The organism is Stenotrophomonas sp. STEN022 (assembly GCF_056760155.1).
In genome coordinates this window covers 21,261-45,029 of the sequence record NZ_JBRREG010000023.1, presented here as the reverse complement: position 1 = coordinate 45,029, position 23,769 = coordinate 21,261, and the positions used below count along the sequence as shown (strand labels likewise).

Annotated in this window: 18 protein-coding genes and 1 pseudogene; 10 read left to right on the top strand and 9 right to left on the bottom strand. The window is 63.5% G+C overall.

All coding sequences use genetic code 11. From position 1 onward, the window contains the following. Positions 1 to 194: 194 nt before the first annotated feature. From ACVOMF_RS07145 to ACVOMF_RS07135, 3 genes are all read right to left on the bottom strand, one after another. Positions 195 to 779 (bottom strand): YceB family lipoprotein, encoded by a 585-nt coding sequence (locus tag ACVOMF_RS07145; RefSeq protein WP_481508648.1) that lies wholly within the window; start codon positions 777 to 779, stop codon positions 195 to 197. Positions 780 to 1,065: 286 nt separating this feature from the next. Further along, a complete protein-coding gene (locus tag ACVOMF_RS07140) occupies positions 1,066 to 1,374 on the bottom strand; it encodes a DUF3861 family protein (protein ID WP_481508647.1) in 309 nt (102 codons plus the stop codon). A 209-nt stretch (positions 1,375 to 1,583) separates the two neighbouring features. Further along, positions 1,584 to 1,994: an HU family DNA-binding protein gene (locus ACVOMF_RS07135; protein ID WP_481508646.1), complete on the bottom strand. Its 411-nt coding sequence runs from the start codon at positions 1,992 to 1,994 to the stop codon at positions 1,584 to 1,586. A 302-nt stretch (positions 1,995 to 2,296) separates the two neighbouring features. On the opposite strand from ACVOMF_RS07135, the gene ACVOMF_RS07130 reads away from it, so the two are divergent. The 8 genes from ACVOMF_RS07130 (at position 2,297) to ACVOMF_RS07095 (ending at position 10,377) form a co-directional block, all read left to right on the top strand. Beyond that, positions 2,297 to 2,731 carry an OsmC family protein gene (locus tag ACVOMF_RS07130; RefSeq protein ID WP_481508645.1) on the top strand — a complete coding sequence of 145 codons (435 nt, stop codon included), beginning with the start codon at positions 2,297 to 2,299 and terminating at the stop codon, positions 2,729 to 2,731. A gap of 118 nt (positions 2,732 to 2,849) precedes the next feature. After that, positions 2,850 to 3,593 (top strand): glycine zipper 2TM domain-containing protein, encoded by a 744-nt coding sequence (locus ACVOMF_RS07125; RefSeq protein ID WP_481508644.1) that lies wholly within the window; start codon positions 2,850 to 2,852, stop codon positions 3,591 to 3,593. A gap of 99 nt (positions 3,594 to 3,692) precedes the next feature. Then, entirely contained in the window at positions 3,693 to 5,375 is a 1,683-nt protein-coding gene (locus ACVOMF_RS07120) for an amidohydrolase (RefSeq protein ID WP_481508643.1), read from the top strand. Between the two features lie 533 nt (positions 5,376 to 5,908). After that, positions 5,909 to 6,640, top strand: a complete 732-nt coding sequence (locus ACVOMF_RS07115; protein WP_481508642.1) for a response regulator — start codon at positions 5,909 to 5,911, stop codon at positions 6,638 to 6,640. Then, a complete protein-coding gene (locus ACVOMF_RS07110; RefSeq protein ID WP_481508641.1) occupies positions 6,628 to 7,929 on the top strand; it encodes an ATP-binding protein in 1,302 nt (433 codons plus the stop codon). The genes ACVOMF_RS07115 and ACVOMF_RS07110 overlap by 13 nt, the downstream gene beginning before the upstream one ends. A 136-nt stretch (positions 7,930 to 8,065) precedes the next feature. Then, positions 8,066 to 8,866 carry a MipA/OmpV family protein gene (locus tag ACVOMF_RS07105; protein WP_481508640.1) on the top strand — a complete coding sequence of 267 codons (801 nt, stop codon included), beginning with the start codon at positions 8,066 to 8,068 and terminating at the stop codon, positions 8,864 to 8,866. Positions 8,867 to 9,062: 196 nt separating this feature from the next. Then, complete coding sequence (locus ACVOMF_RS07100) at positions 9,063 to 9,581, top strand: DUF3011 domain-containing protein (RefSeq protein WP_481508639.1); 519 nt, start codon at positions 9,063 to 9,065, stop codon at positions 9,579 to 9,581. Between the two features lie 106 nt (positions 9,582 to 9,687). Further along, entirely contained in the window at positions 9,688 to 10,377 is a 690-nt protein-coding gene (locus ACVOMF_RS07095; protein ID WP_481508638.1) for a DUF3413 domain-containing protein, read from the top strand. 461 nt (positions 10,378 to 10,838) lie between these two features. Here the strand turns inward: ACVOMF_RS07095 and ACVOMF_RS07090 are convergent, their stop codons facing one another. Both ACVOMF_RS07090 and ACVOMF_RS07085 read right to left on the bottom strand, forming a co-directional pair. Then, positions 10,839 to 12,500, bottom strand: a complete 1,662-nt coding sequence (locus tag ACVOMF_RS07090; protein WP_481508637.1) for a fatty acid--CoA ligase — start codon at positions 12,498 to 12,500, stop codon at positions 10,839 to 10,841. Between the two features lie 24 nt (positions 12,501 to 12,524). Further along, positions 12,525 to 14,366 carry a 3-hydroxybutyrate oligomer hydrolase family protein gene (locus ACVOMF_RS07085; RefSeq protein WP_481508636.1) on the bottom strand — a complete coding sequence of 614 codons (1,842 nt, stop codon included), beginning with the start codon at positions 14,364 to 14,366 and terminating at the stop codon, positions 12,525 to 12,527. Between the two features lie 89 nt (positions 14,367 to 14,455). Here ACVOMF_RS07085 and ACVOMF_RS07080 point away from each other — a divergent pair, with 89 nt between their 5' ends. Then, positions 14,456 to 15,130 carry a response regulator transcription factor gene (locus tag ACVOMF_RS07080; RefSeq protein ID WP_481508635.1) on the top strand — a complete coding sequence of 225 codons (675 nt, stop codon included), beginning with the start codon at positions 14,456 to 14,458 and terminating at the stop codon, positions 15,128 to 15,130. A gap of 46 nt (positions 15,131 to 15,176) precedes the next feature. On the opposite strand, the gene ACVOMF_RS07075 is transcribed toward ACVOMF_RS07080, so the two are convergent. The 4 genes and pseudogenes from ACVOMF_RS07075 to ACVOMF_RS07060 all read right to left on the bottom strand — a co-directional run bounded on the left by ACVOMF_RS07075 (position 15,177) and on the right by ACVOMF_RS07060 (position 22,159). Beyond that, positions 15,177 to 18,518, bottom strand: a complete 3,342-nt coding sequence (locus ACVOMF_RS07075; RefSeq protein WP_481508634.1) for a hybrid sensor histidine kinase/response regulator — start codon at positions 18,516 to 18,518, stop codon at positions 15,177 to 15,179. Between the two features lie 70 nt (positions 18,519 to 18,588). Then, positions 18,589 to 19,074, bottom strand: a complete 486-nt coding sequence (locus tag ACVOMF_RS07070; protein WP_481508633.1) for a MaoC family dehydratase — start codon at positions 19,072 to 19,074, stop codon at positions 18,589 to 18,591. Beyond that, positions 19,071 to 19,949: pseudogene (locus ACVOMF_RS07065) on the bottom strand (alpha/beta fold hydrolase). The gene ACVOMF_RS07070 and the pseudogene ACVOMF_RS07065 overlap by 4 nt, the downstream one beginning before the upstream one ends. Positions 19,950 to 19,960: 11 nt before the next feature. Continuing rightward, positions 19,961 to 22,159, bottom strand: a complete 2,199-nt coding sequence (locus ACVOMF_RS07060; RefSeq protein WP_481508632.1) for a TonB-dependent receptor — start codon at positions 22,157 to 22,159, stop codon at positions 19,961 to 19,963. Positions 22,160 to 22,314: 155 nt separating this feature from the next. On the opposite strand from ACVOMF_RS07060, the gene ACVOMF_RS07055 reads away from it, so the two are divergent. Continuing rightward, positions 22,315 to 23,718: a GntP family permease gene (locus ACVOMF_RS07055; protein WP_481508631.1), complete on the top strand. Its 1,404-nt coding sequence runs from the start codon at positions 22,315 to 22,317 to the stop codon at positions 23,716 to 23,718. Positions 23,719 to 23,769 lie beyond the last annotated feature (51 nt).

Genomic DNA, 23,769 nt, shown 5'->3' with positions numbered 1-23,769 from the left:
CGAGGCTACCGCCAGCTCAGTTGCTGCCACTAGATGTCGAAACGGCTCTGTTTGGGGGAAGGCTCGGCTTCGAGGCTGACACATCGCCGGCTTCGCGACTTATGGCCCGAGGCCACCCAGCGCCGCTCCCACAAGCAGATCAAACTGAAAGAGGCCGCAATCGCGGCCTCTTTCAGTTACTGTGGCAATCTCGCTCAGTTGCCCAACAAACCCTGCGGCACGAAGCTGCCCAGGTTCTGGTTGAAGTCCACTGCGATGCGGCCGTTCTGGATGCCCACCGACTTCACCTGCAGCACGCCCATGACCTTGGCGATGGCCGGGTCTATCTTGTAGATCGGCTCACGGCGGGCGTAGTCGGCCAGCCAACTGTTGAGCAGGCTGCGGGTGCTTGAATCCAACTCACCGCTACCGGCACTGGGGCGGAAGCCATCAACGGTGGGCTGGTCCAGATGGAAGCCCTGGGTCTGCGCGTCGTAGCGCAGGCCGCTGCTGATCTGCACATCGCCCACCGGCATCGACGAGCCGCCGGCGGCCATCGCCAGGTTGAAGCCCAGATCCAGGCGGCTGCCCTGCGGCAAGGTCAGCCGCGGCTGGCTGACGGTCAGTGCCAGCAGGCCGCCAAGCGCCTTCTGCGTGCGCGGGAAGCTGCCGTCCAGGTACTGCTGCACGTCGGCGGCACCCACAGTCAATTGCTTGCCGTTGACCTGCGGTGCGGCATGGGCGCTGCCGGCGATGGCGATCAAGGCGATGCAGGGGAGGAGCTGGGAACGCAGGTTCATCGGGCGCACTCGGTGATGGCGGCAGGTTGGACTAGCAAGATAACCGGATAGGGTGAACGGCCAATTAGCAGGCTCGTTCCAATCGGGCAGAAGTGCTGCCTGCCTAGTATCCCAACCATTGCGACGAATGAGCGGATCGGCGCGATATCAGCGCTTGAAGTGCTGTTTTCCGGTCGCGATGATCCGCCGCATAGGCCCTGTAACCGCCGAGGCCTATGCCAACGGCTCCGTTCCGGTGCGGTGATGCCGGCCGTCTGCGGAACAACTAGTCAGCATTACCGGTGATTCATTCCGCGGGGGTCTGCAACTGCTTGAGCTTGTGCAGCAACTGGCCCAGCTCAGGCTGCAGCGCGCTCAACAGGCTGTCGGGCTTGCCAGCCGATTCGGCCAGTGTCTCCAGCAGGCCGGTGACGACCACGATGCCGGCGTCCTCATTGCAGGACAGGCGACGTTGGCCTTGCGCGGACTCCAACTGGCGCATCCAGTTGTATTGGCTGCGTTGTTCGAACTCGATCGAGCAACGGCCGCTGCACTGCTGGCCGTCAGTCTCGATCGGAGTGACGGAGATTCGGTAGCGATGCTTGCTGATGGACATGGTGGACTACGTGGGGAAGCGGTGGGAGTGGCCACCATAGGCCCGCTCCGGCGCCGGTACGAGGCGTTGGACCATGACGCTGTGTTCCAGTGTTTTTCCCATGCCACAGGCGGAACGCTGCGACCCATGGGAACGTTTTCCACGTTGCGATCAGGCAAAAAAAACGGGACGGCAGGGCCGTCCCGTTTCTTCGCCAAGGGGCGCGCTGATTACAGCGCAGCGTCCTTGAGCTTCTTGAGCGGACGCACCTTGAGCTTGGTGGTGGCCGGCTTGGCGGCAAACCACTGCTCTTCCTTGGTGAACGGGTTGATGCCCTTGCGCTTCGGCTTGGCAGCAACGCTCACGGTGGAGATCTTCAGCAGGCCCGGCAGGGTGAAGGAGCCAGCGCCCTTCTTGTTGACCGAGGCGGCAACGGCGCCTTCCAGGGCGGCGAACACAGCGCGCACGTCCTTGGCAGCGACCGAGGTGGCTTCAGCGATGTGGGCGACCAGACCGGACTTGGTCAGTGCTTCCTTGATCGGCTTCAGTGCGGCCGGCTTGGCGGCAGCCTTGGTTGCAGCCTTCGTAGCTACTTTCTTCACTGCCTTCTTCGGGGCAGCCTTTTTAGCGGTCTTTGCCATGATTTCCTGTTCCGTGAACGGTTGGTTGTTGGTCGTGCCGACCCCGTCGGCAAGCGAAATGTAGGGCATGAATTGCGTGACGCCAATAGGTAATCGAAGAAAAAGCCCATAAAAATTGGTTCTGGACGTATTTGGACAACAAATTGGTGCTGGAAGTCATGCAAAAACAGGGCAGGACTGCGATCAGTCGCGGTGTTGCCCCTGGTCTGCGGGCACGCCGTTGCGCTGACAGCTGCACCGCACAAACCGCTAACAGGATGTGGTTTAGGCTGGCGGAGCCATCCACCACGAGGAGTTCCACCATGGGTATTTCGCGTCACGCCACCGCACATTGGGAAGGCGATCTGAAGGCCGGGCAGGGCCGCTTGAGTACGCCGCAGAGCGGCTTGATGGAGAACACCCGCTACGCCTTCAACAGCCGCTTCGGCGATGAGAAGGGCACCAACCCCGAAGAACTGATTGCCGCCGCACATGCCGGCTGCTTCACCATGGCGCTGTCGGCAAAGCTCAGCGAGGCCGGCTTCCCACCGACCTCATTGGATACCCGTGCCGATGTCGACCTGTCGATGGAGGGCGGCCCGCAGCTGTCGCAGATCCGGCTGAAGGTAAAAGCGGTGGTGCCGGGCCTGGACGAGACCCGGTTCCGCGCAATTGCCGATGACGCCAAGCAGAACTGTCCGGTGTCCAAGGCGCTGAGTGCGGTGCCGATCAGCCTGGATACCGAGTTTTCGGCCTGACCTGGCGCTGGCCCGGCGAGCGTTCAGCGCTGGCCGGGCCGGTTCAGGGTCGTTTCACCCGTCGCGCCTGAGCATCGCTCATCCCTTGTTCCTCATTCCTGCCGGAGTGGTTGCTGCCATGAGTCGCTCGCTAGCTGTTGCCGCTGTCCTTGTTGTCGGTGGTCTGGTCGCCTCCAATGCGTCCGCACAGCGTTATGACAACGGTCAATACCGCCCCAACGGTTCTTACGATGATGGCCAGTACCGTCCGGATTCACGCTACGACGATGGCCAGTACCGTGGCGGAAACGCCGGCAACGGTGCTGTGTACGACTACGCGCGGGTGGTGCGGGTGGACCCGGTCATCGTCAATGGCAACCAGGGCCGAAACGAGCGCTGCTATGAGCGTAACGACGGCGGTTATGTGGATAACAACAATGGTTATCAGGCCGGCGGCTATGGCAACAACAGCTACGGCAACAACAACGGCTATCGAAATGACGGCTATGACCAGCGTGGCTACGACAACGGCCAGTACCGGCAGGGCAACGAACGCGGTCGCCAGTGGGCGACGGTGATCGGTGGTCTGGCTGGTGCGGTGATCGGCAGCCGCATCGGTGGTGGCGATGGCCGCTACCTGGGTACCGCGGTCGGCACCATTGCCGGCGGAGCTGCCGGTCGCGCCATCTACGAAGCCAGCAACCGGCCGACCTACCAGCGCGGTGACGTGCGGGTCTGTGAGCCCAGCGGCTATGGCAGCGAGAGCGAGCGGGTGGATGGCTACGACGTCACCTACGAATACGCTGGCCGCCAATACCGCACCCATCGCGACTACCACCCCGGCGAGCAGATCCGCGTCCGCGTCGATGTAAGCGCCGACTGAGCGCAGCGGGCGTTTCTGCCCGGATGAGGTGCAGGGCACGGTTTGTCAGGCCGGGCCGATGACGGCATAGTCCACGCATTCCGTTGTGGAGCGTGCCTGATGCGTCGTCTTGCCTGTGTAGCCCTGTTGCTCCCTTGTCTGCATGCACTCCCGGCCCAGGCCGAGGTCAAGCTGCTGGTCGCCGATACCATCCGCACCGGTGACCCGGCGCAGCCGGTGGTAGGTGCCATCGCCTGGGAGAGCGACAGCGGCAAGGTACTGGATGTGGGCAGTGCCGATGCGCTGCTGCAGTTGTACCCGCAGGCACCGCGCATCGATGTGGGCGAAGCGACCGTGGTGCCGGGCCTGATCGATGCCCATGCGCACATCATGGGCCTGGGCAATACCTTGATGCAGGCCGATCTCACCGGCGCACGCAATCGCGGCGAAGTGCTGGAGCGGCTGCAGACCTTCGAGAAAACCCTGGCACCCGGCGAGTGGCTGCTGGGCCGCGGCTGGGACCAGAACCGTTGGGACAACACCGATTTCCCCACCGCCGCCGATCTGGATGCGGCTTTCCCGCAGCGGCCGGTTTATCTGGAACGCGTTGACGGCCATGCCGGTTGGGTCAACAGCGCCGCCATCCGCCTTGCCGAGAAGGCGGGCAAGTCGCTGTCCGGCGATTGGCAGCCGGAGGGCGGGCGCATTCTTCGCGATGCCGCTGGCAAGCCCAGCGGTGTGCTGGTCGACGGCGCAGCATCACTGGTCTACGCGCAGATCCCGGCATTGGACGACGCCTCGCGCGAAAAGCGCCTGCAAGCTGCGCTGCAGGCGGCAGTAAGCAATGGTCTGACCGGTGTGCATGACATGGGCGTGTCGCGAGAGGACCTGGCGCTGATGAAGCGTCTGGCCGACCAGGGCAAGCTGCCGCTGCGCATCGATGCCTATGCCGATGGCAACAACGAAGCGCTGGAGGACCTGTGCAAGGCCGGCCTGTACGCCCACCCGGGCGGTCGCCTGCAGATGCACGGGGTCAAGCTGTACATGGATGGCGCCCTGGGCAGCCGCGGCGCGGCCCTGCTGACCGCTTACAGCGACGACCCGCATAACCATGGCCTGCTGATGACCTCGCCGGAAGAGTTCGAAGCTGCCGTGCGCAAGGCGGATGGTTGCAAGGTGCAGGTAGCCACTCACGCCATCGGTGATCGTGGCAACCGCATCGTGCTCGATACCTACGAAAAGGTATTGGGCGCACACAAGGACAACGATCACCGCTGGCGTATCGAGCACTCGCAGGTGGTGTCGCTGCAGGACATCCCGCGTTTCGCCAAGCTCGGCGTGATCGCCTCGATGCAGCCCACCCACGCCACCTCGGACATGGGCTGGGCCGAGCAGCGGGTTGGGCCGGAACGCATCCTCGGTGCCTATGCCTGGCAGCGTTTCCTGCACAGCGGCGCGCGTCTGGCCCTGGGTTCTGATTTTCCGGTGGAGCAGGTCGATCCGCGTCTGGGCCTGTACGCGGCAGTGACCCGTCAGGACCGCGACGGGCAGCCGCCGGGTGGCTGGCAGCCGGAGCAGCGCCTGAGTGCTTCCGAAGCGCTGCGTGGCTTCACCAGCGACGCGGCATGGGCAGGCCATGACGAAGCCCAGGTTGGCAAGCTGCAACGCGGGCTGTGTGCCGACTTCGTGGTACTGGATCGTGACCCGTTGAAAGTCGCCGCCGACCAGCTTGATGACCTGAAGGTGCTATCGACCTGGGTTGATGGTGAGCCGGTTTACAAGGCGACTACGCCGGAGGGCTGAAGCACCTGCGAATGCGATAGCGCTTTCCATTTGTACAGCTGCGTCACCCGAAATCCGATGCCAATCCCTTGGCATCGGATTTTTTTGTGGGAGCGGCGTCAGCCGCGAAGCTCATGATCAATCCGATTGCGGGTGTGTGGTTGATTTCGTTGTTGCCAGTCTCGCGGCTGACGCTGCTCCGACAAGCGCAGCGGTGTAGTGCCGAGCCATGCTCGGCAGATGGCCATTTTTTGGGGGGCGCTCACCGTCGCAACTTCGGGTTGATGGGAGAGCATTGAGGCGCTCGGTGCCGGCCGTGATACCGATCGGCGGGGGCCTGCTTCCGCGCGATGCCGACCCATCGACTGTGTCGTCCGGCCGCTGCTTGGCCCATCAAGGCGTTGTGCCAATCATTTGGCATTCAGATAAAGCGCCCATCGCAATTGACTGGAGTGTTTTCACTATGGAAGCTTGGGAATTCTCGCGAAAAACGGGTAATTTCCGTTACACGCATTCGTGAGACCAACCCCCGATCTCCGAATTGAAGCCCATTGATGAGCAGGCATTTCATCGACTCAGCGATCCTGAGCGAATCATTTCAAGTACTCCTGATCGAAGATGATCGCCGTTTGGCTACATTGATTGGAGAATACCTGCGGGAACATGGCTTCGTTGTAGAGCATGTTCTGCGAGGCGATGCCGCCAGTGCAGCGTGCCGTGAACTCGCCCCCGACGTGGTGGTGCTTGATCTAATGCTGCCAGGCCTCTCGGGAATGGATGTCTGCAGGCAGATACGGGGTTACTCGGACGTTCCGATTCTGATGCTGACGGCGTGTGAGAACGATGTGGATCAGGTCCTCGGCCTGGAGTCCGGCGCCGATGACTATGTGCACAAGCCCGTCGAGCCGCGCCTGCTGCTGGCACGCTTGCGTGCATTGCTGCGCCGTCGGCAGGGCAGGGTCTGCGCATCTGACAGATTGAAGTATGGGGAGCTGCTCATTGATAGATTGCAGCGGCGTGTGCAGTTGAGCAGCAACACCGTCGAGCTCGGTACGATCGAATTCGAGGTTCTATGGCTGCTGGCCAGTCAGCCAGGGCAAGTGCTCAGCCGAGAGCAGATCCTATTGTCGGTACGAGGTGTCGGGTTTGATGGGCAAGACCGGACCGTTGATGTCTGCGTAGGAAAGCTGCGCCGAAAACTAGGTGACGACGGGCGCGAGGCGCGTCGGATAATGACTGTCTGGGGCCACGGGTACCAGTTCAATCCGATGGCATGGTCGGCATGAAGGGGCTTTTCTTCCGGCTGTGGCTGGCGGTCAGCTTATGCGTTCTTGTTTCAGTAGGTGTACTCAACCAGGTTCTTGATCGAGTCTATCTGCCGACATCGCAGCGCGCCTTCTCCGAGCAGATGCGTGGGCAGATCCACGCGATACGTAGCAATCTGTCGGGGCTGGGGCCGGCGGAACAGAAACGCGAACTGATGCGGATCGCGCCCAACTATGGGCTGGGTGTGGAACTGCTGGATGAGCGTCCCAAGTTGCGCACGGCAGAGCTCGAACAGTTGCAGGACCATGGAATGGTCACGCGCGATGAGTTCGAGGTTCTACTTGCGCCACTTGAGCCGCATCGGCCGGAGGGTGCATGGCTTCGGTTGAAGCTTCCCGGCGCTCCTCCAATGATTCTCTACCTGAATCTGGTTGCCTACGCGGTTGTCCTGGCGGTGCTGGGAGCTGGTGTCTACGTATGGGTTCGATTCCTCTGGCGTGATCTGGAAGCGCTACGCGAGCACACCGATCGCATCGGATCAGGTGACCTCGGTGCGAGAGTAAAGGTTTCAGCCAGGTCGCAGGTGCGCGTGATGATCGAGCACTCGAATCGCATGGCCGATCGGGTGGCCGAGCTCGTGCAGCGTCAGCGCGACCTGACCCATGCCATGTCGCATGAGCTCCGTACGCCGTTGGCGCGCCTTTCCTTCGGCATAGAAATGATTTGCGAAAGCAACGATGTACTGCGTCGCGAACACTTGGCGAAAGGTTTGCGAAGCGACGTTGCAGAGCTGAATGAATTGGTTGGTGAGCTGCTTACTTACGAGCGGCTCGATCACCATGAAGAAGCTGACGATTTCCAATTGTTGCCGGCCAGTGAATGGCTGCAGGAGAGTACCGAGGATGCTGTCCGCGGCGCGCAATCGCATGGCATTGGCATTCGAGTCCAGACCGAGGTTGATAGCCTCCCCGGCAATCCCCGTCTCCTGCGACTGGCATTGAGCAACCTCATCAACAATGCGGTAAGACATGCCAGGACGTCCGTGGAAGTGTCCTTGATGGAGGTCGATGGCACGGTGCGCCTGCGGGTAGATGACGACGGAGACGGAATACCTGAGTGTGACCGGGAGCGGATGCGGCGCCCCTTCACCCGGTCCGATTGCAGTCGTAGTCGCGATACCGGTGGGTTCGGGCTGGGCTTGGCCATTTCCGATCGCATCGCCAAGCGCCATGGCGGGCTCTTGCGGATAGACCAGGCAGCTATTGGCGGAGCACGCGTGGAGATGCAATGGCCGATTAGCGCGAGATGAACGATTTGGTGGCTTTTACATTTGTTTACAAATGGCACATGACATGAGCGAGATTGGCTAGATACGAACTGGAATCCTAGCGACCTCGCAGCGAAGAATTGATTCTGCTGCGACTTCTTCCTTCAAGAGAGTCGCTATGTTTCTCCTACGTCACACATCTTTCCTTGTTCTGATTGCCGCTCTGCCTTTGGCATCCATCGAACCTGCACATGCCAAGGACGACAGCTGGAAGTTCGAGCTGGCTGCTGGAGCAGGCGCGGTTCCCCGCTATAGCGGAAGCAAGGAGTATCAGGCTGCACCCATGCTTTCGTTCGATGTTTCCGCACCCGGAGGCTGGTTCTTCGGAACCAGTGGTTTGGGTTGGGGAACTGCGATCGGCGATAACGCCAAGGTCCGCGCATACATCGGTGCCAGCGGAATCCGATACGACAAGAACTCGGTATTCGGTGGCTCTGACTATCTCCGCGGAATGGGTGATATCAAGTCGCGCGCGCTTGTCGGCGTGGCGGGCGGCTACACCATTGGCGAGGCGGTGATCAGCGCGTCCATGCAATATGCACCGCAAGACAAGGATCGCGGAGAGAACGGGCTCGCAACCAAGCAAGGTCAACTCAGCGTGGAGATGCCACTGTTTGATTTCGCGGGCGGCGCGATCAGTGGCTCGGTTTCCACCGAGTTCGGCGACAGTGGCTACATGCAGACATGGTATGGCGTGACCCAGGCGCAAGCGCGTCGAACGGGCTTTGCCAGGCACACGCCAGATGCAGGGCTGGTCAGTGCGGGCCTCGGCCTGAAGTGGAGCCGACAGGCCGGAAAGAACGGCAACTGGTTTGTGTCGGCGGAGGCCAAGCGGTTGCTTGGCGATGCGGCGAAGAGCCCTGTTGTTCAGAAGGCAAACCAGTTTGGCTTGATGACGGGCTATAGCCACAGTTTCTGACGGAAGCAGGGGCAGCGGTTGATCGACCGCTGCTGGCAGATTTCGGTCGAGCCAACGCTATGCGTTGGGTACCGAGCGAGTAGCGGCTTGAGTGATCCAGCTCCGGAACAACGTGATCGGGCTGCCCCTGGAATGCGGAATTGGCATCGAAGTGACGACGCTTGGAACGCGTCCTTCGCAATGAAGAAGGATAGGTATGACCTGCTTGCAAAGAATCTCAAAGAGTTGGCTGGTGGCCATCATTGGCATCGGCCTTGCGACCGGAACAGCCCGGGCAGCAGACGATGTTTCGGCCACGCACCGCCAAGAGTGGCCGGTGCGCTGCGAGTCACGCAATGGGCAGACAGAGTACTGCTCACTTTCCGGACGGCCCCGGCTATCGAGACAGATCTCCCGCACAGAGTGCATCGAGGGCGACAACTGGGGCGCCGCACGCGGTGGCGTGTGGGTTGCAGATGGCTGTCGCGCTGAGTTCGTCGCGGACAGGCGCCGGGGCGGTGGCTGGCCCGGTCGCGATTGGGAGGATGAGAGAACGATCGTCAGTTGCAGTTCGAAAGAGCATCGGCGGCAACGTTGCCCGGTGAGGATCTACGACGATGTCCGTATGGTGCGTCAGCTATCCGTATCCGCCTGCGTGGAAGGCGACAGTTGGGGATGGAACCATCGCGGCATATGGGTCAGCAAAGGGTGTCGTGCCGAGTTCCGCGTGGACTAGCGTCACGCGAGCTGGATCCTACTTCATTCCTCAATCGACTGTGGCCGTTGCTTGGCGGTGGTCACTGCCGTCGTCCGAGCTGTACAGAATTTGACACCTACACACAATGAAAATTCTTGCGCAACGCGATGGCGTATCCGCTCGCTTGAAGACAAATATATCGTGGGCGAAGTGGTTCTGGCTTGGCAATGCCATCGCTTTTCTTGCGATAGGAGTGATCTATTGGGTGGGCATATCGTTGTCGTCGAACACGCCAGTCGTTGTCTTCTATCTGGCATGTACACACGTAGGGTGGCTCGGTTCGTTTGCGATCGCTGGACTGCTGCTTCATTGCCTGATGGGATGCGCGCCTCCAGGAGTGTTTCGATGTGCAGGCATTTTTGCTGGATCTGTCTTTACGTTGATCCTGCTTCACGATGCGATCGGGATGATGGGTTTCTTTCCCTACTCACGAGGTCACGTGTTGGAAGTGCATCTGCGACAGGTGCTCTCCGGCATCGATTTCCGGCTCTGTGCCTACGGGCTGCTTGTTTTGGTGGTGAGTGTCGCGACTCAGCTGGTCGTTCTGGCTAGCACCCGTCGAAGAGTCATTGGTCATCTTTCAGGAGCGCATTGCCGGCAGGGTTATTTCTGCATCGTAGTTGCGCTGCTCCTGTCGCAGGCGTTGCATGCATTCGAGAGCTTCCATCACCGCGCATTGATCCCGAGCTACGCGAACGTCTTTCCGTTCTATCGATCGTTCTCAGTTGAACGGGTTGAAGCGGATAGCGGAGCCGGGAGCTTCAGTGGCTACTGAGGATCCGGAGGGTACAACGCGCATATCGGGGAGGTTGACTTGCAAGTGTTCTGTAGTTCGGTTGAGAAAGGACGCGAAACCCGTGAAGGAGCTCGGATCTGCTGGATCCAAGGGGCAATTTGAATGAGATCGAGGACACTCGCGCTGCTGCTGTCGCTATCGGTGTTTTACTCTGCCATCAAACTTTCGTTCCATGTCCTCGACAGGGCTCTCTGCACCTCGGTTGTACAATGGCAGCCCGCGGTTGAGCCACTCTCGTCCCTGAGTTTGTTGTGCTTTGTCATTGCAATCAGCTGGCTTCCGTTCGTTTGCCTGGTTGCTGCGTCGCTTGCGGCTGGCACGTTCTACGCGCTTTGGCCGCGGGTGAGCGCCTAGGCGCGGGACAGGCTGGGGATGGCTGCCCCGCAGTAGGTGCCCCCAAGAAGCATCTGTGACGATAGCGCCTTTGCGCAGTAGCTGGACTAACTCGGCTCAGTGTCTGCCGGCAGGTCATGCAGGCTGCGCAGCTTCTTCTTGTTGATCTTGCCGACGCTGGTGCGCTCTATCGCGTCGACGAAGCTGACGCGGTCGGGGATCGCGTAGCGGGAAATGTCGCCTGCGCGGCTGCGGGCGGCGACCAGCTCGATGATCTCGGCTTCGGTAACCGTGCTGCCTGCGTGCTTGACCACCAAGGGCAACGGGCGTTCGCCCCACTTGGCATCGGCAATGCCGATCACCGCGACCTCGTTGACCGCCGGGTGCATGGCGATGATGTCTTCCAGCGCGAGTGAGGAAATCCATTCGCCGCCGGTCTTGATCACGTCCTTGATGCGGTCGGTGACGCGCAGGTAGCCGCCGCTGTCGATGTTGCCGATGTCGCCGGTATGCAGGTAGCCACCGGCCCACAAGGTTTCCGAGGCCTCTGGATTGTGCAGATAGCCTTGGGTAAGCCATGGCGCGCGTACCACCACTTCGCCGGTGGCGACGCCGTCGTGGGCAACTTCGTTCATGTCTTCATCGACGATGCGCAACTCCACCAGCGGTACCGGAATACCGGCCTTGGTACGCAGCGACAGCTCCTCATCGGTGCCAGCCAGGGCATCGACATCGATCTGGGCGAGGGTGAGCAGCGGGCAGGTTTCGGACATGCCGTAGCCGCCGAAGATGTCGATGCCGCGCGCCAAGGCCTGCTGCGCCAAGGCACGCGGCAGTGCGGCGCCGCCGATGATGACTTTCCAGCCGTGCAGATCGGTATCTGCCGCAGTGGGGTGGCCCAGCAGCATATGCAGGATGGTTGGTACGCAATGCGAGAACGTCACTTTCTCTCGCGCGATCAAATCCAGCAGTTTGCCCGGCAGGTAGCGGCCCGGATACACCTGCTTGATGCCCAGCAGCGTGGCCACGTACGGCATGCCCCAGGCGTGCACATGGAACATCGGGGTGATCGGCATGTAGACATCGTTGCGGTGCAGCCGGCCCTGCTTGGGTGCACTGCCCAGTGCCGCCATCGCTGCCAGCGAATGCAGGACAAGCTGGCGATGGCTGAAGAACACGCCCTTGGGCAGACCGGTGGTGCCGGTCGTATAGAACATGGTGGCGCGGGTGTTTTCGTCGAAGTCGGGGAAGCTGCGGACTGGCTCGGCGCCGCGCAGACCTGCTTCGTACTCGGTGGCGAAGCCAGCGGGTAGCGGGCCTGCTTCATCGTCCAGCAGCACCCGGGTGCGCAGGTCCGGCAGCTGTTCTTCAATGCTCTCCAGCACCGGCAGGAACTCGCGGTTGGCCAGGATCACCCGCGCGCTGCTGTGATTCAGCGTATAGGCGATCTGCTCCGGGGCCAGGCGGATGTTCACCGTCATCAGCACCGCGCCGATCATTGGCACGGCGAAGTAGCTTTCCAGGTAGCGGTTGCTGTCCCAGTCCATCACTGCCACGGTGTCGCCGGGCTTCACGCCCAGTGACGTCAGCAGGCCGGCCAGTTGGCCGATACGCGCTTGCAGCGTGCGGTAGTCGAAGCGGACCTTGTCGCCGTAGACGATTTCCTGATCGGGATTGATCGCCAGCGGCGTGTGCAGCAGCTGCTTGATCAGCAGCGGATAGGCGTAGGCGCTGGATTCGGCTTGGTCGGAGCGTGTAACGAATGACATCTGGATATCCTGGTTGGCAGCGCGTCAGCGGCCCGAGACTGCGGGAATGGATAGCTGCGAGCGCTGCAACGGTGCTTCCGCGCGCGGCGTTGGCTGGATCAGCGCATCCTGCGGCAGGGCGCGCGCGGGATCTTCGAGGTGATCCCATACCTGGTCCATTGCCGCGAACATGTAGGGCAGCAACGGCACATAGCGCTTGCGGTAATCCGGGAAGGCCAGCAGCGAGTCGAAGTGCTGGCCGTTGCTTACCCGCCAATAGGCGATCTGCGCACCAGCGTTGCGAGCGAGCGGTACATAGCGGTCACTGGTCATGCTGATCGGCACCAGCCCGTCGTCGGTGCCGTGGATGACCACGATAGGCAGGCCGCGACGCGGCGCCTTGGCGGCAGCATTGGCGATGCCGGCGCGTACACGCTTGGCATCGGCGCTGTCACCCAGGCCGAGTGCACGCAGGCAGTTCAGCCCGCGCAGCGGATCCTCCGCCGACTGGGCGGCATTGCCGTCCACCAGCACAACGCCACTGCCCGGTGGAATGCCGCTGCCTTCGCTCCACCAGCTTGCACGCAGCTCGGCGGCGGCAGGAACAGGCTTGCCGTCCGCACCGACAGCGGAATAGCTGTAGGCGCAGGGGTGTTCGCCGGCGCCGTAGCGACCATAGGCCGAGGCATAGGTCACCGCGATTGCACGCCACAGGTCGAAACCGGTCGAGAACGCACCGGCGTGCAGCGCGCCATCGCTGAGCCCGGCGTCGGCGAGTTGCTGGCGTGCCGACTGCGCCTGTGCGGCGGTGTCATCGCCTTGCACCAGTCCGGCCGATTTCAGGACGGCACAGCGCTGCGTCCATGCCGGTGCTGCCTGTGCCTGCACCGGCGGCTGCGGCAGATCATCCAGCGCAAGCAGCGCGCAGGGCATCAACAGGGCGGATTGGGTGACGAAGTCGTAGAGCGGCGGCGCGCCAGCCACCGAGACATTCGGCTCGCCTGCCACCATCGCGTCGAACCAGTCGCCCTCGATCTCGGCCGCGCGCAGCACCGCGCCGCCGCCATTGGAAACACCCGCGCCCAGCGTGCGCGTATTGGCGGGGGTGAACGGTGCCGATTGCGGGTAGGCGCGGTCCAGCGCCTGCAAGCCGAACTGCAGCGCCTGCAGCAGATGCCGGCCCCAGTCTGCTTCCGGGTTGTCACCGGAATGGGCGTGTTTGAAGGCGATGCCATGCGCCGCTTTGGTATCGGTTGGAGCGAAGGCAAGTGCGCCCTGCGTCGCAGGTGTGCCGTTGGCCTGGAAGCCACTCCTGGCGTCCAGATCGTAATAGTCGCTGCCTGTGCCCTTGTCGGTATAGGCGACCGCGCAACCGTGGGCCAGGCCCCAGCTGCCAGCAACCGAAATCGCGCCGTAGATGCCGCGCGAGCCGGAGGAGGCTGCCGCTACCAGGCAGCGCTTTGCCGGATCGAAACTGTCGGGAACCTGCACCAGCACGCGATGCGGCTGGCGGGCGCCGGGGATACGCGCATAGGCCGAGAACTCCCGGCCCGGCGCAGCCTGAAGATTGCCGTAGACATCGCCGAAGCCACCGCCGGGGGTGAGGTCGGCGATGCCGCGCCAGCTGCTCCAGATGGCGCGACGGCGTGCTTCTTCGGCGGTCGGCTGGGCCGCACTGGCGAATGCCGGTGCGGTGGTGGCGCGCAGGCCATCGAGTCCCAGGCCGGCGGTCAGCAGATCATCGTTGCCGCGGTGCTCGGTTTCGCGCCATTGCTCGAACGTTGGAGCCGCAGCACTCGCGGCGGGCTTGGCGGCAGTGGCGACGGAAACGCAGCCCAACAGCGGCAGCGCGGCGCAAAGCAGGGTAACGGGGCGGGGGATGTTCATTGCCACACACTAACAAGCCAGTGTGTATGTGCCAGCGTACCTAGGTACCCGTGCCCGGTCGCTGGCTAATTTGCTAACCTCGCCTGGACATGCCGACCCTGCTCATTGCCGATGACCACCCTTTGTTCCGCGCCGCCTTGCATCGCGCGGCCGAAGAGGCGGTTGATGACCTGCAGATCAGCGAGGCCGATTCGCTGGACAGCGTGCTGGAAGCGATCGAGAGCCAGCAGATCGACCTGATGCTGCTGGACCTGCATATGCCGGGCAACCATGGTCTTGCCGGTCTGGCGACGATCCGCGCCCTCCAACCCGGGCTGGCGATCATCATCGTCTCGGCCAATGAAGAGCCGCATGTGATCCGCCGCGCCATCGACCTTGGCGCTGCCGGCTACCTGCCCAAGAGCTCGGGGCTGGTGGACCTGCAGCAGGCCCTGCAGACCGTGCTCGATGGCGAGCGCTGGATACCGGCGATGCTGCGCGAAACCGTTGCCCGGGTTGCGCCCTTCAGCAAGGACGCCGATCTGGCTGCGCGCCTGTCCAGCCTGTCCGCGCACCAGTACAAGGTATTGAGCCTGGTCGCCGAAGGCCTGCTCAACAAGCAGATCGCCGATCGCCTTGGTGTGCAGCTGCGCACGGTCAAGGCGCATATGACCCGCATCATGGGCCGGTTGGGCGTGCGCAACCGCGCGCAGGCGATCCGTGTGCTGCACGAAATGGGCCTGAACGATCCATCGCGGCAGATCGAAGAGACACAGGACGCCTGAGCTGCGGCGCGGCCTGCGGCCGGCCGGTTCAACGGCGTCTGCGGTATCAGCCCTCGACCGTGCTGCGGGTTGCCAGCAGGTGGTTGATCGCCCAGCGCAGCGCCAGTGGCTTGAACGGCTTGTTCAACAGTGACAGCCCGACTTCGCGCACCGCCTCGCGCGTATCGCTGCCGGTATCGGCGCTGAGTATCACGGTCGGCCGCTGCCTGCGTGCGCCATCCAGGCGCTTCCACAGCTGGACGCCGGTGTCACCGTCGTCGAGGTGGTAGTCGAACAACCACAGGTCCGCCTCCTGTGCGGATGCACCGATCCCGCTGGCGTCGCTGTACGCGCTTACCTCGCAGCCCCATGACAGCAGCAGCTGCCGCATCGCCTGCAGCGCGTCCGTATCGTTGTCGACCACCAGCACGCGGGTGCCCTTGATGGTGCTGGTGCCGCCCGAGGGCGCGTCGTTGCGTGTGGCCGGCGGCGGGCTTGCGCGTGTCACCGTGATGGAGAACGCCGAACCGCGGTTGACCACGCTATGCAGTGCCAGCGGTGCGTGCAGCAGGTCGGCGATGCGGTGCGCAATCGCCAGACCAAGGCCGAGCCCCTGGCCGTTGCTGCGGTCGCCGCGATGGAACTCCTCGAACACGACGCTCTGCTGCTCCGGGGTGATGCCGGGGCCGCTGTCATGCACGCCGATGGTCAGCGTGTCGCCGTGGCGGCGGACGCCGAGCAGCACGCCGCCGCTACGGGTGTAGCGGATGGCGTTGGCGAGGAAGTTCTGCAGCACGCGGCGCAGCAACAGCGGGTCGCTGTGCACCCAGACGCGGCTGCGCACGTAGCGGAACTGCAGGCCGCGCGCGGCTGCCAGCACGGCGAATTCCTGTGCGAGGGGATCAAGTACGGTCGACAAGGCGAACGGCCGTGGATCGGCGACCAGTCCACCCGCTTCCAGTCGCGATATATCCAGCAGGCCCGACAGCAGGTCGTCGGTCGAGTCCAATGCGCCGCGGATCTGACGCAGGAAGCTGTCCAGGAACTCCGATTCGATGTGCTGCGACATCGCATCGGTGAGCAGCTGCGCGGCGTGCAGCGGCTGGATCAGGTCGTGGCCGACCGCGGTCAAGAAGCGCGTCTTGGCCACGTTCGCGCGCTCGGCTTCGTGCACGGCCTGTTCAAGGCGAGCGGTGCGGTCCTGCACGCGCAGCTCCAGAGTCTCATTGCTGCGCTTGAGCGCATCTTCGGCCATGCGGAACGCGGTGACATCGGTGAAGGTGGCGACGTAGCCGCCGCCTGGCATCGGGTTGCCGCGGATTTCGACGATGGTGTTGTCAGGAAAGATGCGTTCGGACAGATGCGGCGTGCCACGACGCATATGCGCGATGCGACGGTTCAGCGCCTTGCCGACGTTGTCACCCGGAGCTTCGCCGATCTTCAGTTCGCCCAAGGCCCATGCCGTGAGATTGGCGACTGGCTGCCCGACCTGCAGCAGTTCGGGCGGAAATTTGAACAGCGCGGCATAACGGCTGTTCCAGGCCACCAGCTGCAGCTGGGCATCAACCACGCTGATGCCCTGGCTCATGTTTTCCAATGCGGCTTCCAGCAGCCGCTGGTTGAAGCGCAGCGCCTGCGTCGCTTCGCCGACGGCGCGGGTGACCGCATCCAGCGGCGCGGCGCCGCCGTCACGTGCGGCCTCGACCAACAGCCGCGCCATGCCTGCGCCGACCACGGCGGTCAGCTCGCGCTCGATGGCGGTGACGCGGTCGTCATCCAGCATCTGTCCGGCATGCCCATCCATCAATTGCCGCGCCCGTTCCGGCCCGAGGAAGCGGCCGGCGGTCTTGCGCATGGATGCCGCGGCCACGGCGTCTTTCTGCAGTGGCAGCGATGGCCGGATCGCGCGTGACACCAGCGCAACGGTGACCAGGTTGACCGCCAGGCTGGCGCCCATGCTGATGGCGATGTGGCCGGGCTGCATGCGCAGCGAGAACAGCGCCAGCCAGTGCAATCCTTCGCCGCCGGTTGCTGGATCGGGTGCCGGGATCACCATCGGCAGCAACACCAGCCACAGCCAGACCAGCGAGCCCAACACGATGCCGGCCATGATCGCAGGCGAGGGCGTGCGCGGCCGATACACCGCCAGCAGCACCGCCGGCGCCAGCTGCGACAGGGCGGTGAAGGACATCAGACCGAAATCGCTGAGTGCCTCGGTGCCGCTCATGGCGCGGCTGTACAGCCACGACATCAGGAATACGGCGAGAATGCCGGCGCGGCGGAATGCCAGCACGCGCGGGCGCAGGTCGGCACCGGCATCGCTGCCGCCGCCGTTCATGCCGCCCAGCAGGTGCGAGCCAAAGCCATGGTTGCCGAGCATGATCGACAAGGTCAGGCCGGACAGGATCATCATGCCGGTGGCGGCGCTCAGGCTGCCCAGGTAGGCGAGTAGCGCCAGCACGTGGTGGCCGCGTTCCTGCGGCAAGGCCAGTACGTAGAGGTCCGGCGATACCGACGCCGGCAGTTGCGCGGCACCGGACAAGGCCATCGGCACCGACGGCAGGCCGATCAACAGCAGGTAGAGCGGGAACAGCCAGCGTGCGGTTTTCAGGTCCGAGGACTGGCGCAGCTCGACCACGCCGACATGGAATTGATGGGGCAGGGTGAAGGCTGCCATCGCGCCCAGCGCGACCATGGTCAGGAAGTCGGGGATCACCGCCGGCGGTGGCAGGTGCGCCATCTTTTCAAGCAGCGGCGTGCCGGCGCGCTGCACCGAGATTGCCGCATACAGGCCAATCGCCAGCAACGCTGCGAGCTTGAGCAGCGACTCCAGGCCCAGCGCGACCACGATGCCTCGGTTGTGCTCGGTGGCCGAGGCCTTACGTGCGCCGAACAGCATGGTGAACGCGGCCATCGTCAGTGCGAACCAGAACGACATGTCCAGCTGCCAGCCGCTGGCGGCGAACGTGTCGCCGAGCAGCGCGCTGAGCCCCTGGCTCACCGCCTTAAGCTGCAGCGCGATATAGGGAATGATGCCGAACAGCGCGACCAGGGTGATGGTCACGCCAAGCCCTTGATCGGTGCGCAGCCGTGCAACTACCAGGTCGGCGATGGTGGCGCTGTTGTGTTGTTTGGCCAGCCTGCCCAGGCGCGCGAGGAACGGCAGGCCGAAGGCGAAGATCAGTGCCATGCCGATCAAGGTTGGCGGGATCGGGAAGCCCCATTGCACGCCCTGCGAGGCGGCCCCGTAATACGTCCACGCAGTGCAGTGCACGGCCAGTGACAGCGCATAGATGGCCGGCCAGATCCTGCCGAGGCGGTGACCCTGGCGCTCGCCCCACAGGGCAACGCCGAACAGCAGCACGGTCCACGCGATGCAGGCGAACAGGACGATGGAGGGCGTCAACATCGCTCCAGTGTAGAGAGAACCGTGGCCGGCGTGCTGGATGCCCGCCGGTCGCTTGCCATGCAGGGACGCGTCAGGGCGCGATCACGATCAATGACAGCTGCTCGGCGGCCAGTGCCACCTCGCCGCCGGGTTGCAGCTCCACGCTCTTGTGCTGGGTCAGCAGCCATTGGCCAGGCTGGCGCGGTTCCAGTGAGACCAGGCGTGAGCGCACGCGAATGACGGAGCCGCTGGGCACTGGCGCCAGAAAGCGCACCTTGTTCAAACCGTAGTTCAGTACGTGGGCGATGCCGGGAAATCCGACCAGCGCCGCCACGTCCTCCTCGACGGTGAGCGAGAGCAGCAGGAAGCCATGCGCGATGGTTGTCCTGCCCGGCAAAGCGGCCTGCGCACGGACCGGATCAACGTGGATCCAGTTGTGGTCGCCGGTGGCCTCGGCGAAGGCGTCGATGCGCGCCTGCGCGATGTGCGTGGGCTTGCCAAGGCGTTCGCTCGCAGCCCACTGCTGCAGTGCCTGCAGGGCTTCCGGTAGCTCCGGTGTCATCTCATCAGTGCTCATTGCAGGCGTCCAAGCAGGGCCAGGATCGCATCACGCGCCTCGGGCTCGGACAAGGTCGGTGCGTGACCAACATCCGGCACGACGATCAGGCTGGCGTTCGGCGACGTAGCCGCCATCTGCTGGGCAACATCGGCAGGCAGGATATCGGACAGCGCGCCACGCACGACCAGCACCGGCACCCGTGAGGTCAGTCCACGCACCGCACGCCACAGCACCGGGCGCAGCAGCCACAGCACCCACGGCCGGGTGGTGCGGATGATGGCCGGGTCATAGTCCAGTTCCAGCAGGCCGTCATCGCGCTGACGGAAACTACGTGACGCCATAGCCCGCCAGTCGTCGGTAGTGAAGCGCGGGAAGGCGGCCTTGCCGATCGATTCGGCGTAGGCGGCTGCCTGCTCCAGATCCATCGGTGGCAAGGGTTTGCCTGCGTACTTGCCGATCCGCGCCAAGGCTTCGCGTGGCACCTTGGGGCCGGCGTCGTTGAGCACCGCTGCCGCGATCAGCTCCGGTGCGCGCGAGGCCAGGGTGATGGTGACCAGCACACCCAGCGAGGTGCCGATGAACACGGCCTTGGCGATGTTCTGCGAACGCAGCAGCGCCACCATGTCATCGGCGTAGGTGCGTGGGTTGTAGCTGCTTGGGTCGGGCGCACGTGCCGAACCCGCACGGCCACGCAGGTCGACCGCAAGCACGCGCCAGCCGACCGCGGTCAGCGTTTCGGCCAGTGCGTCGAAGTCAGCGGCATTGCGGGTCAGGCCGGGAATGCAGACCACCGTGCCGCGGGGCTATTGCCCCGCGGCTGGTGCATGGTCGCGCGCGTGCAGGCGCAGGCCATCGTTGCTGCTCCAGTACAGATCTTCGTAAGACTGGGTCATGCAGGTGTTTCCTAGAAATCGTAGCGGACGCTGAGACTGTACTGGCGCGGCGGGCCGTAGAAACCGATCAGGGTGCCGACCGCCGGAATGTTGTAGCCGGTGGTGCGGTATTCCTTGTCGGCCAGGTTGGTGCCCTGCAGCGAGAAGGTCCAGGCGTCATTGAGCTTCCAGATCACGCCGGCATTGACCAGCCCGTAACCATCCTGGCGGATCACCGGGCTCAGGTCGGTGGTCGGCCACACTTCGCTCTGGTAGCTGTAGCCCACACGTGCGGACAGGTTGCTGCCATTGGCCAGCTCGGTGCGATATTCCACGTTCAGTGCACCCGAGAACTCCGGCGCATTGGTGAACTTCATCTTGTCGGCGACGTTGACGCCACGGTCCATGTACTCGTCGTACTTGGTGTCCAGCCAGGCCAGGTTGCCGGAGATAAGCCAGTGCGCGGTCGGCAGGTACTGGTATTCGATTTCCAGGCCGTTGACGGTGCCCTTGCCGGCATTGGTGAAGTCGCCGAAGAAGGCATCGTTGACGCCGTCACCATTGGTATCGATGCCGGTGAACACCGACAGTTGGATGTCCTTGTACTTGTTGTGGAAGGCCGACAGGTTCAGGAACAGGCGCGAATCCAGGAAGCCCATCTTGCTGCCGATTTCGAAGCTGTCGACGGTCTCGTCATCGAACGGCTCGGCCGAGCGCGGTACGGCCACGGCGTTGGCGCGGATGTTGTAACCGCCGGACTTGAAGCCGCGCGTGGCCAAACCATAGACCATGATGTCCGGGGTGATCTGGTAATCCAGCGACACCTTCGGTGAGACGTTCTTGAAGTTGGTGGTCTTGTCGAAATCGGCGGCAACCGCGATCGGGCGGGTGAAGGTTGCGTCGGAGTAGAAGCGGTTCAGCACGACGGCGCGCTTGTCTTCATCGGTGTAACGGGCACCGACATCGAGCTTGAGCTTGTTGGTCAGGTCGAAGGTCCAGTCCGCATACAGCGCGATGCTGTCGGTCAGCACCTTGCCGCGGGTATCGCCGAACTGCAGGTTGAAGAAGTTGTTGCGGATCTGCCCACCGGCCTCGCCGCTGAACTGGTACAGGCCGACCACACCACGCACGCGGCCGCCGGCGTCGTAGTTCAACTGCAGCTCGTTGCTGACCTGGCTGTCCTCGTAGAAGCCGCCGACGTCGGCCAGCTTGACCGGCGTGGTGTCGAAGTCGATGTTGGAGTGGCTGTCCGACTCGCGCTTGGCGACCACATACTTCAGTGCAATGTCGTCGTTCGGACGCCAGTTCACCGTAGCCGAGGCGCCCTTGGTCTCGACGCTGTTGAGGTTCTGCATGCCCGAGCGGATGTCGTAGCGGTCGTCCATCGGCGGGTACGCCGGGGTGAACGGGTTGCGCGCCAGCATCTTCGAGCCACGCATGCCGGACTGGTCATCGATCCAGTCCAGGGCGAACTGCACGTCGAAGTCATCACCTGCATAGGCGCCCAGGTTCAAACGCGCCGCATTGATCTGCTTGTCGCTGATCGGCTGGCCGTTGTAGGTGTTCTCGCCGAAGCCGTCGCGGTTCATGCTGGCCACCGCGATGCGCCCGCGCAGGCCACTGTCGGCGCCGCCCAGCGGGCCGCCGATCGCCGCCTTGGCATCAAGCTGGTTGTAATTGCCGGCGGTGATCTGGGCATAGCCCTCGACCTGCGTGGGCAGGCCGCGCGAGATGTACTTGATCGCGCCGCCAATGGTGTTCTTGCCGTACAACGTGCCCTGGGGGCCGCGCAGTACTTCGATGCGCGAGACGTCGAACACGTCCAGCAGCGCACCCTGCGGGCGCGCGATGTAGACGTCATCCAGATAGATGCCCACGCCCGGGTCCGCGCCCCAGGTGGGATCGGACTGGCCGACGCCGCGGATGTAGGTGGTGACCGTGCTGCTGGCGCCGCGCGCCGCGTAGATGGTCAGGTTGGGTACCTGTGAGTCGAGATCGGCGATGTCCTGCACGTTCAACTTGTCCAGCGCTTCGGAGGTGAAGGCGGTGACCGCTACCGGTACTTCCTGCAGGGTTTCCTCGCGCTTGCGCGCGGTGACGGTGATGCTGTCCAGGTTGGTGGCTGAAGCGGCCTTGCCCTCCGTCGCCGCAGCCGGTTGTGCTTCCTGTGCCAATACCGGCCCGGAGGCCAACAGCGCGCCGATCATCAGGCTCAAACAATTCCGCTTCATTCGGTCCTCCCCAGGCAAGTGCGTTGTAGATGGCCGCATGCCACCCTCGGAGCCAAGGCTAGCGACGCGGGTGTGCACCAGCGAGTGGACCTAGGTCCAGTCGGCAGCGGCCATCAGATCAGGATACTGGGCGCCTCTCCACTCGGAAGCGCCGTATGTCGTTACTGATCGTACTTGCAGCGCTGGGCTTCCTCATGCTGGTCGCCTACCGCGGTTACAGCGTGATCCTTTTCGCGCCCATCGCCGCACTCGGCGCGGTGCTGCTGACCGACCCGTCGCTGGTGGCACCGATGTTCACCGGCTTGTTCATGGACAAGATGGTCGGCTTCCTGAAGCTGTATTTCCCGGTATTCCTGCTGGGTGCGGTGTTCGGCAAGCTGATCGAGTTGTCCGGCTTCTCCAAATCGATAGTGGGCGCGGCTATCCGCCTGTTCGGCCCGCAGCGGGCGATGTTGTCGATCGTGCTGGTGTCTGGCCTGCTCACTTACGGCGGGGTTTCGTTGTTCGTGGTGGTGTTCGCGGTCTACCCGTTTGCCGCCGAGATGTTCCGCCAGAGCAACATCCCCAAGCGGCTGATTCCAGCGACACTGGCAGTGGGCGGTTTCAGCTTCACCATGGACGCGTTGCCGGGCACGCCGCAGATCCAGAACATCATCCCGACCACCTTCTTCGGCACCGACACCTGGGCCGCACCGGTGCTCGGCGTGCTTGGCAGCATCTTCGTGCTGGCGGTGGGTATGGCCTACCTGGAGTGGCGCCGGCGCGTTGCCATGCGCTATGGCGAGGGCTATGGCGATCCGGCAACCCTGGTCAACGAGCCGGTGCCGTTCACCGGCACCAATCTCGCGCATGCCGGCATCGCGGTATTGCCGCTGTTGCTGGTGTTCGTATCAAACAAGTTGTTCACCCTGGGCATCCCGCACTGGTATGGCGCCGAACACAGCTTCGTGCCGTCCATCCTCGGCAAGTCCGCACCGGTGGTGCAGGAAGTACCGAAGATCGCTGCGATCTGGGCGGTAGAGGGCGCGCTGCTGGTCGGCATCCTGTCGGTGATGCTGTTGGCATGGCGCCCGGTTGTGACCCAGTTTGCCGATGGCACCAAGACCGCGATCAGTGGCGCCTTGTTGGCCGCGATGAACACTGCCTCGGAGTACGGGTTTGGTGCGGTGATCGCCGCATTGCCGGGCTTCATGATGGTGGCCAATGCCTTGGGTTCGATCAAGGACCCGCTGCTGCATGAAGCCGTTACGGTGACCGGCCTGGCCGGCGTCACCGGCTCCGCCTCGGGCGGCATGAGCATCGCCTTGGCGGCGATGTCGGAGACCTTCATCGAGAACGCGCAGGCAGCCGGCATCCCGATGGAAGTGCTGCACCGGGTTGCGTCGATGGCCTCCGGCGGCATGGACAGCCTGCCGCACAACGGTGCCGTGATCACCTTGTTGATGGTGACCGGGCTTACCCATCGCCAGGCCTACAAGGACATTTTCGCCGTGACCATCATCAAGACGCTGGCGGTGTTCGTGGTGATCGGCATCTATTACGCCACCGGCTGGGTTTGACGGCGGCGTCGCAACACCCTGGCGGTTGGCCCGCGAGGATTTCCGGTACGA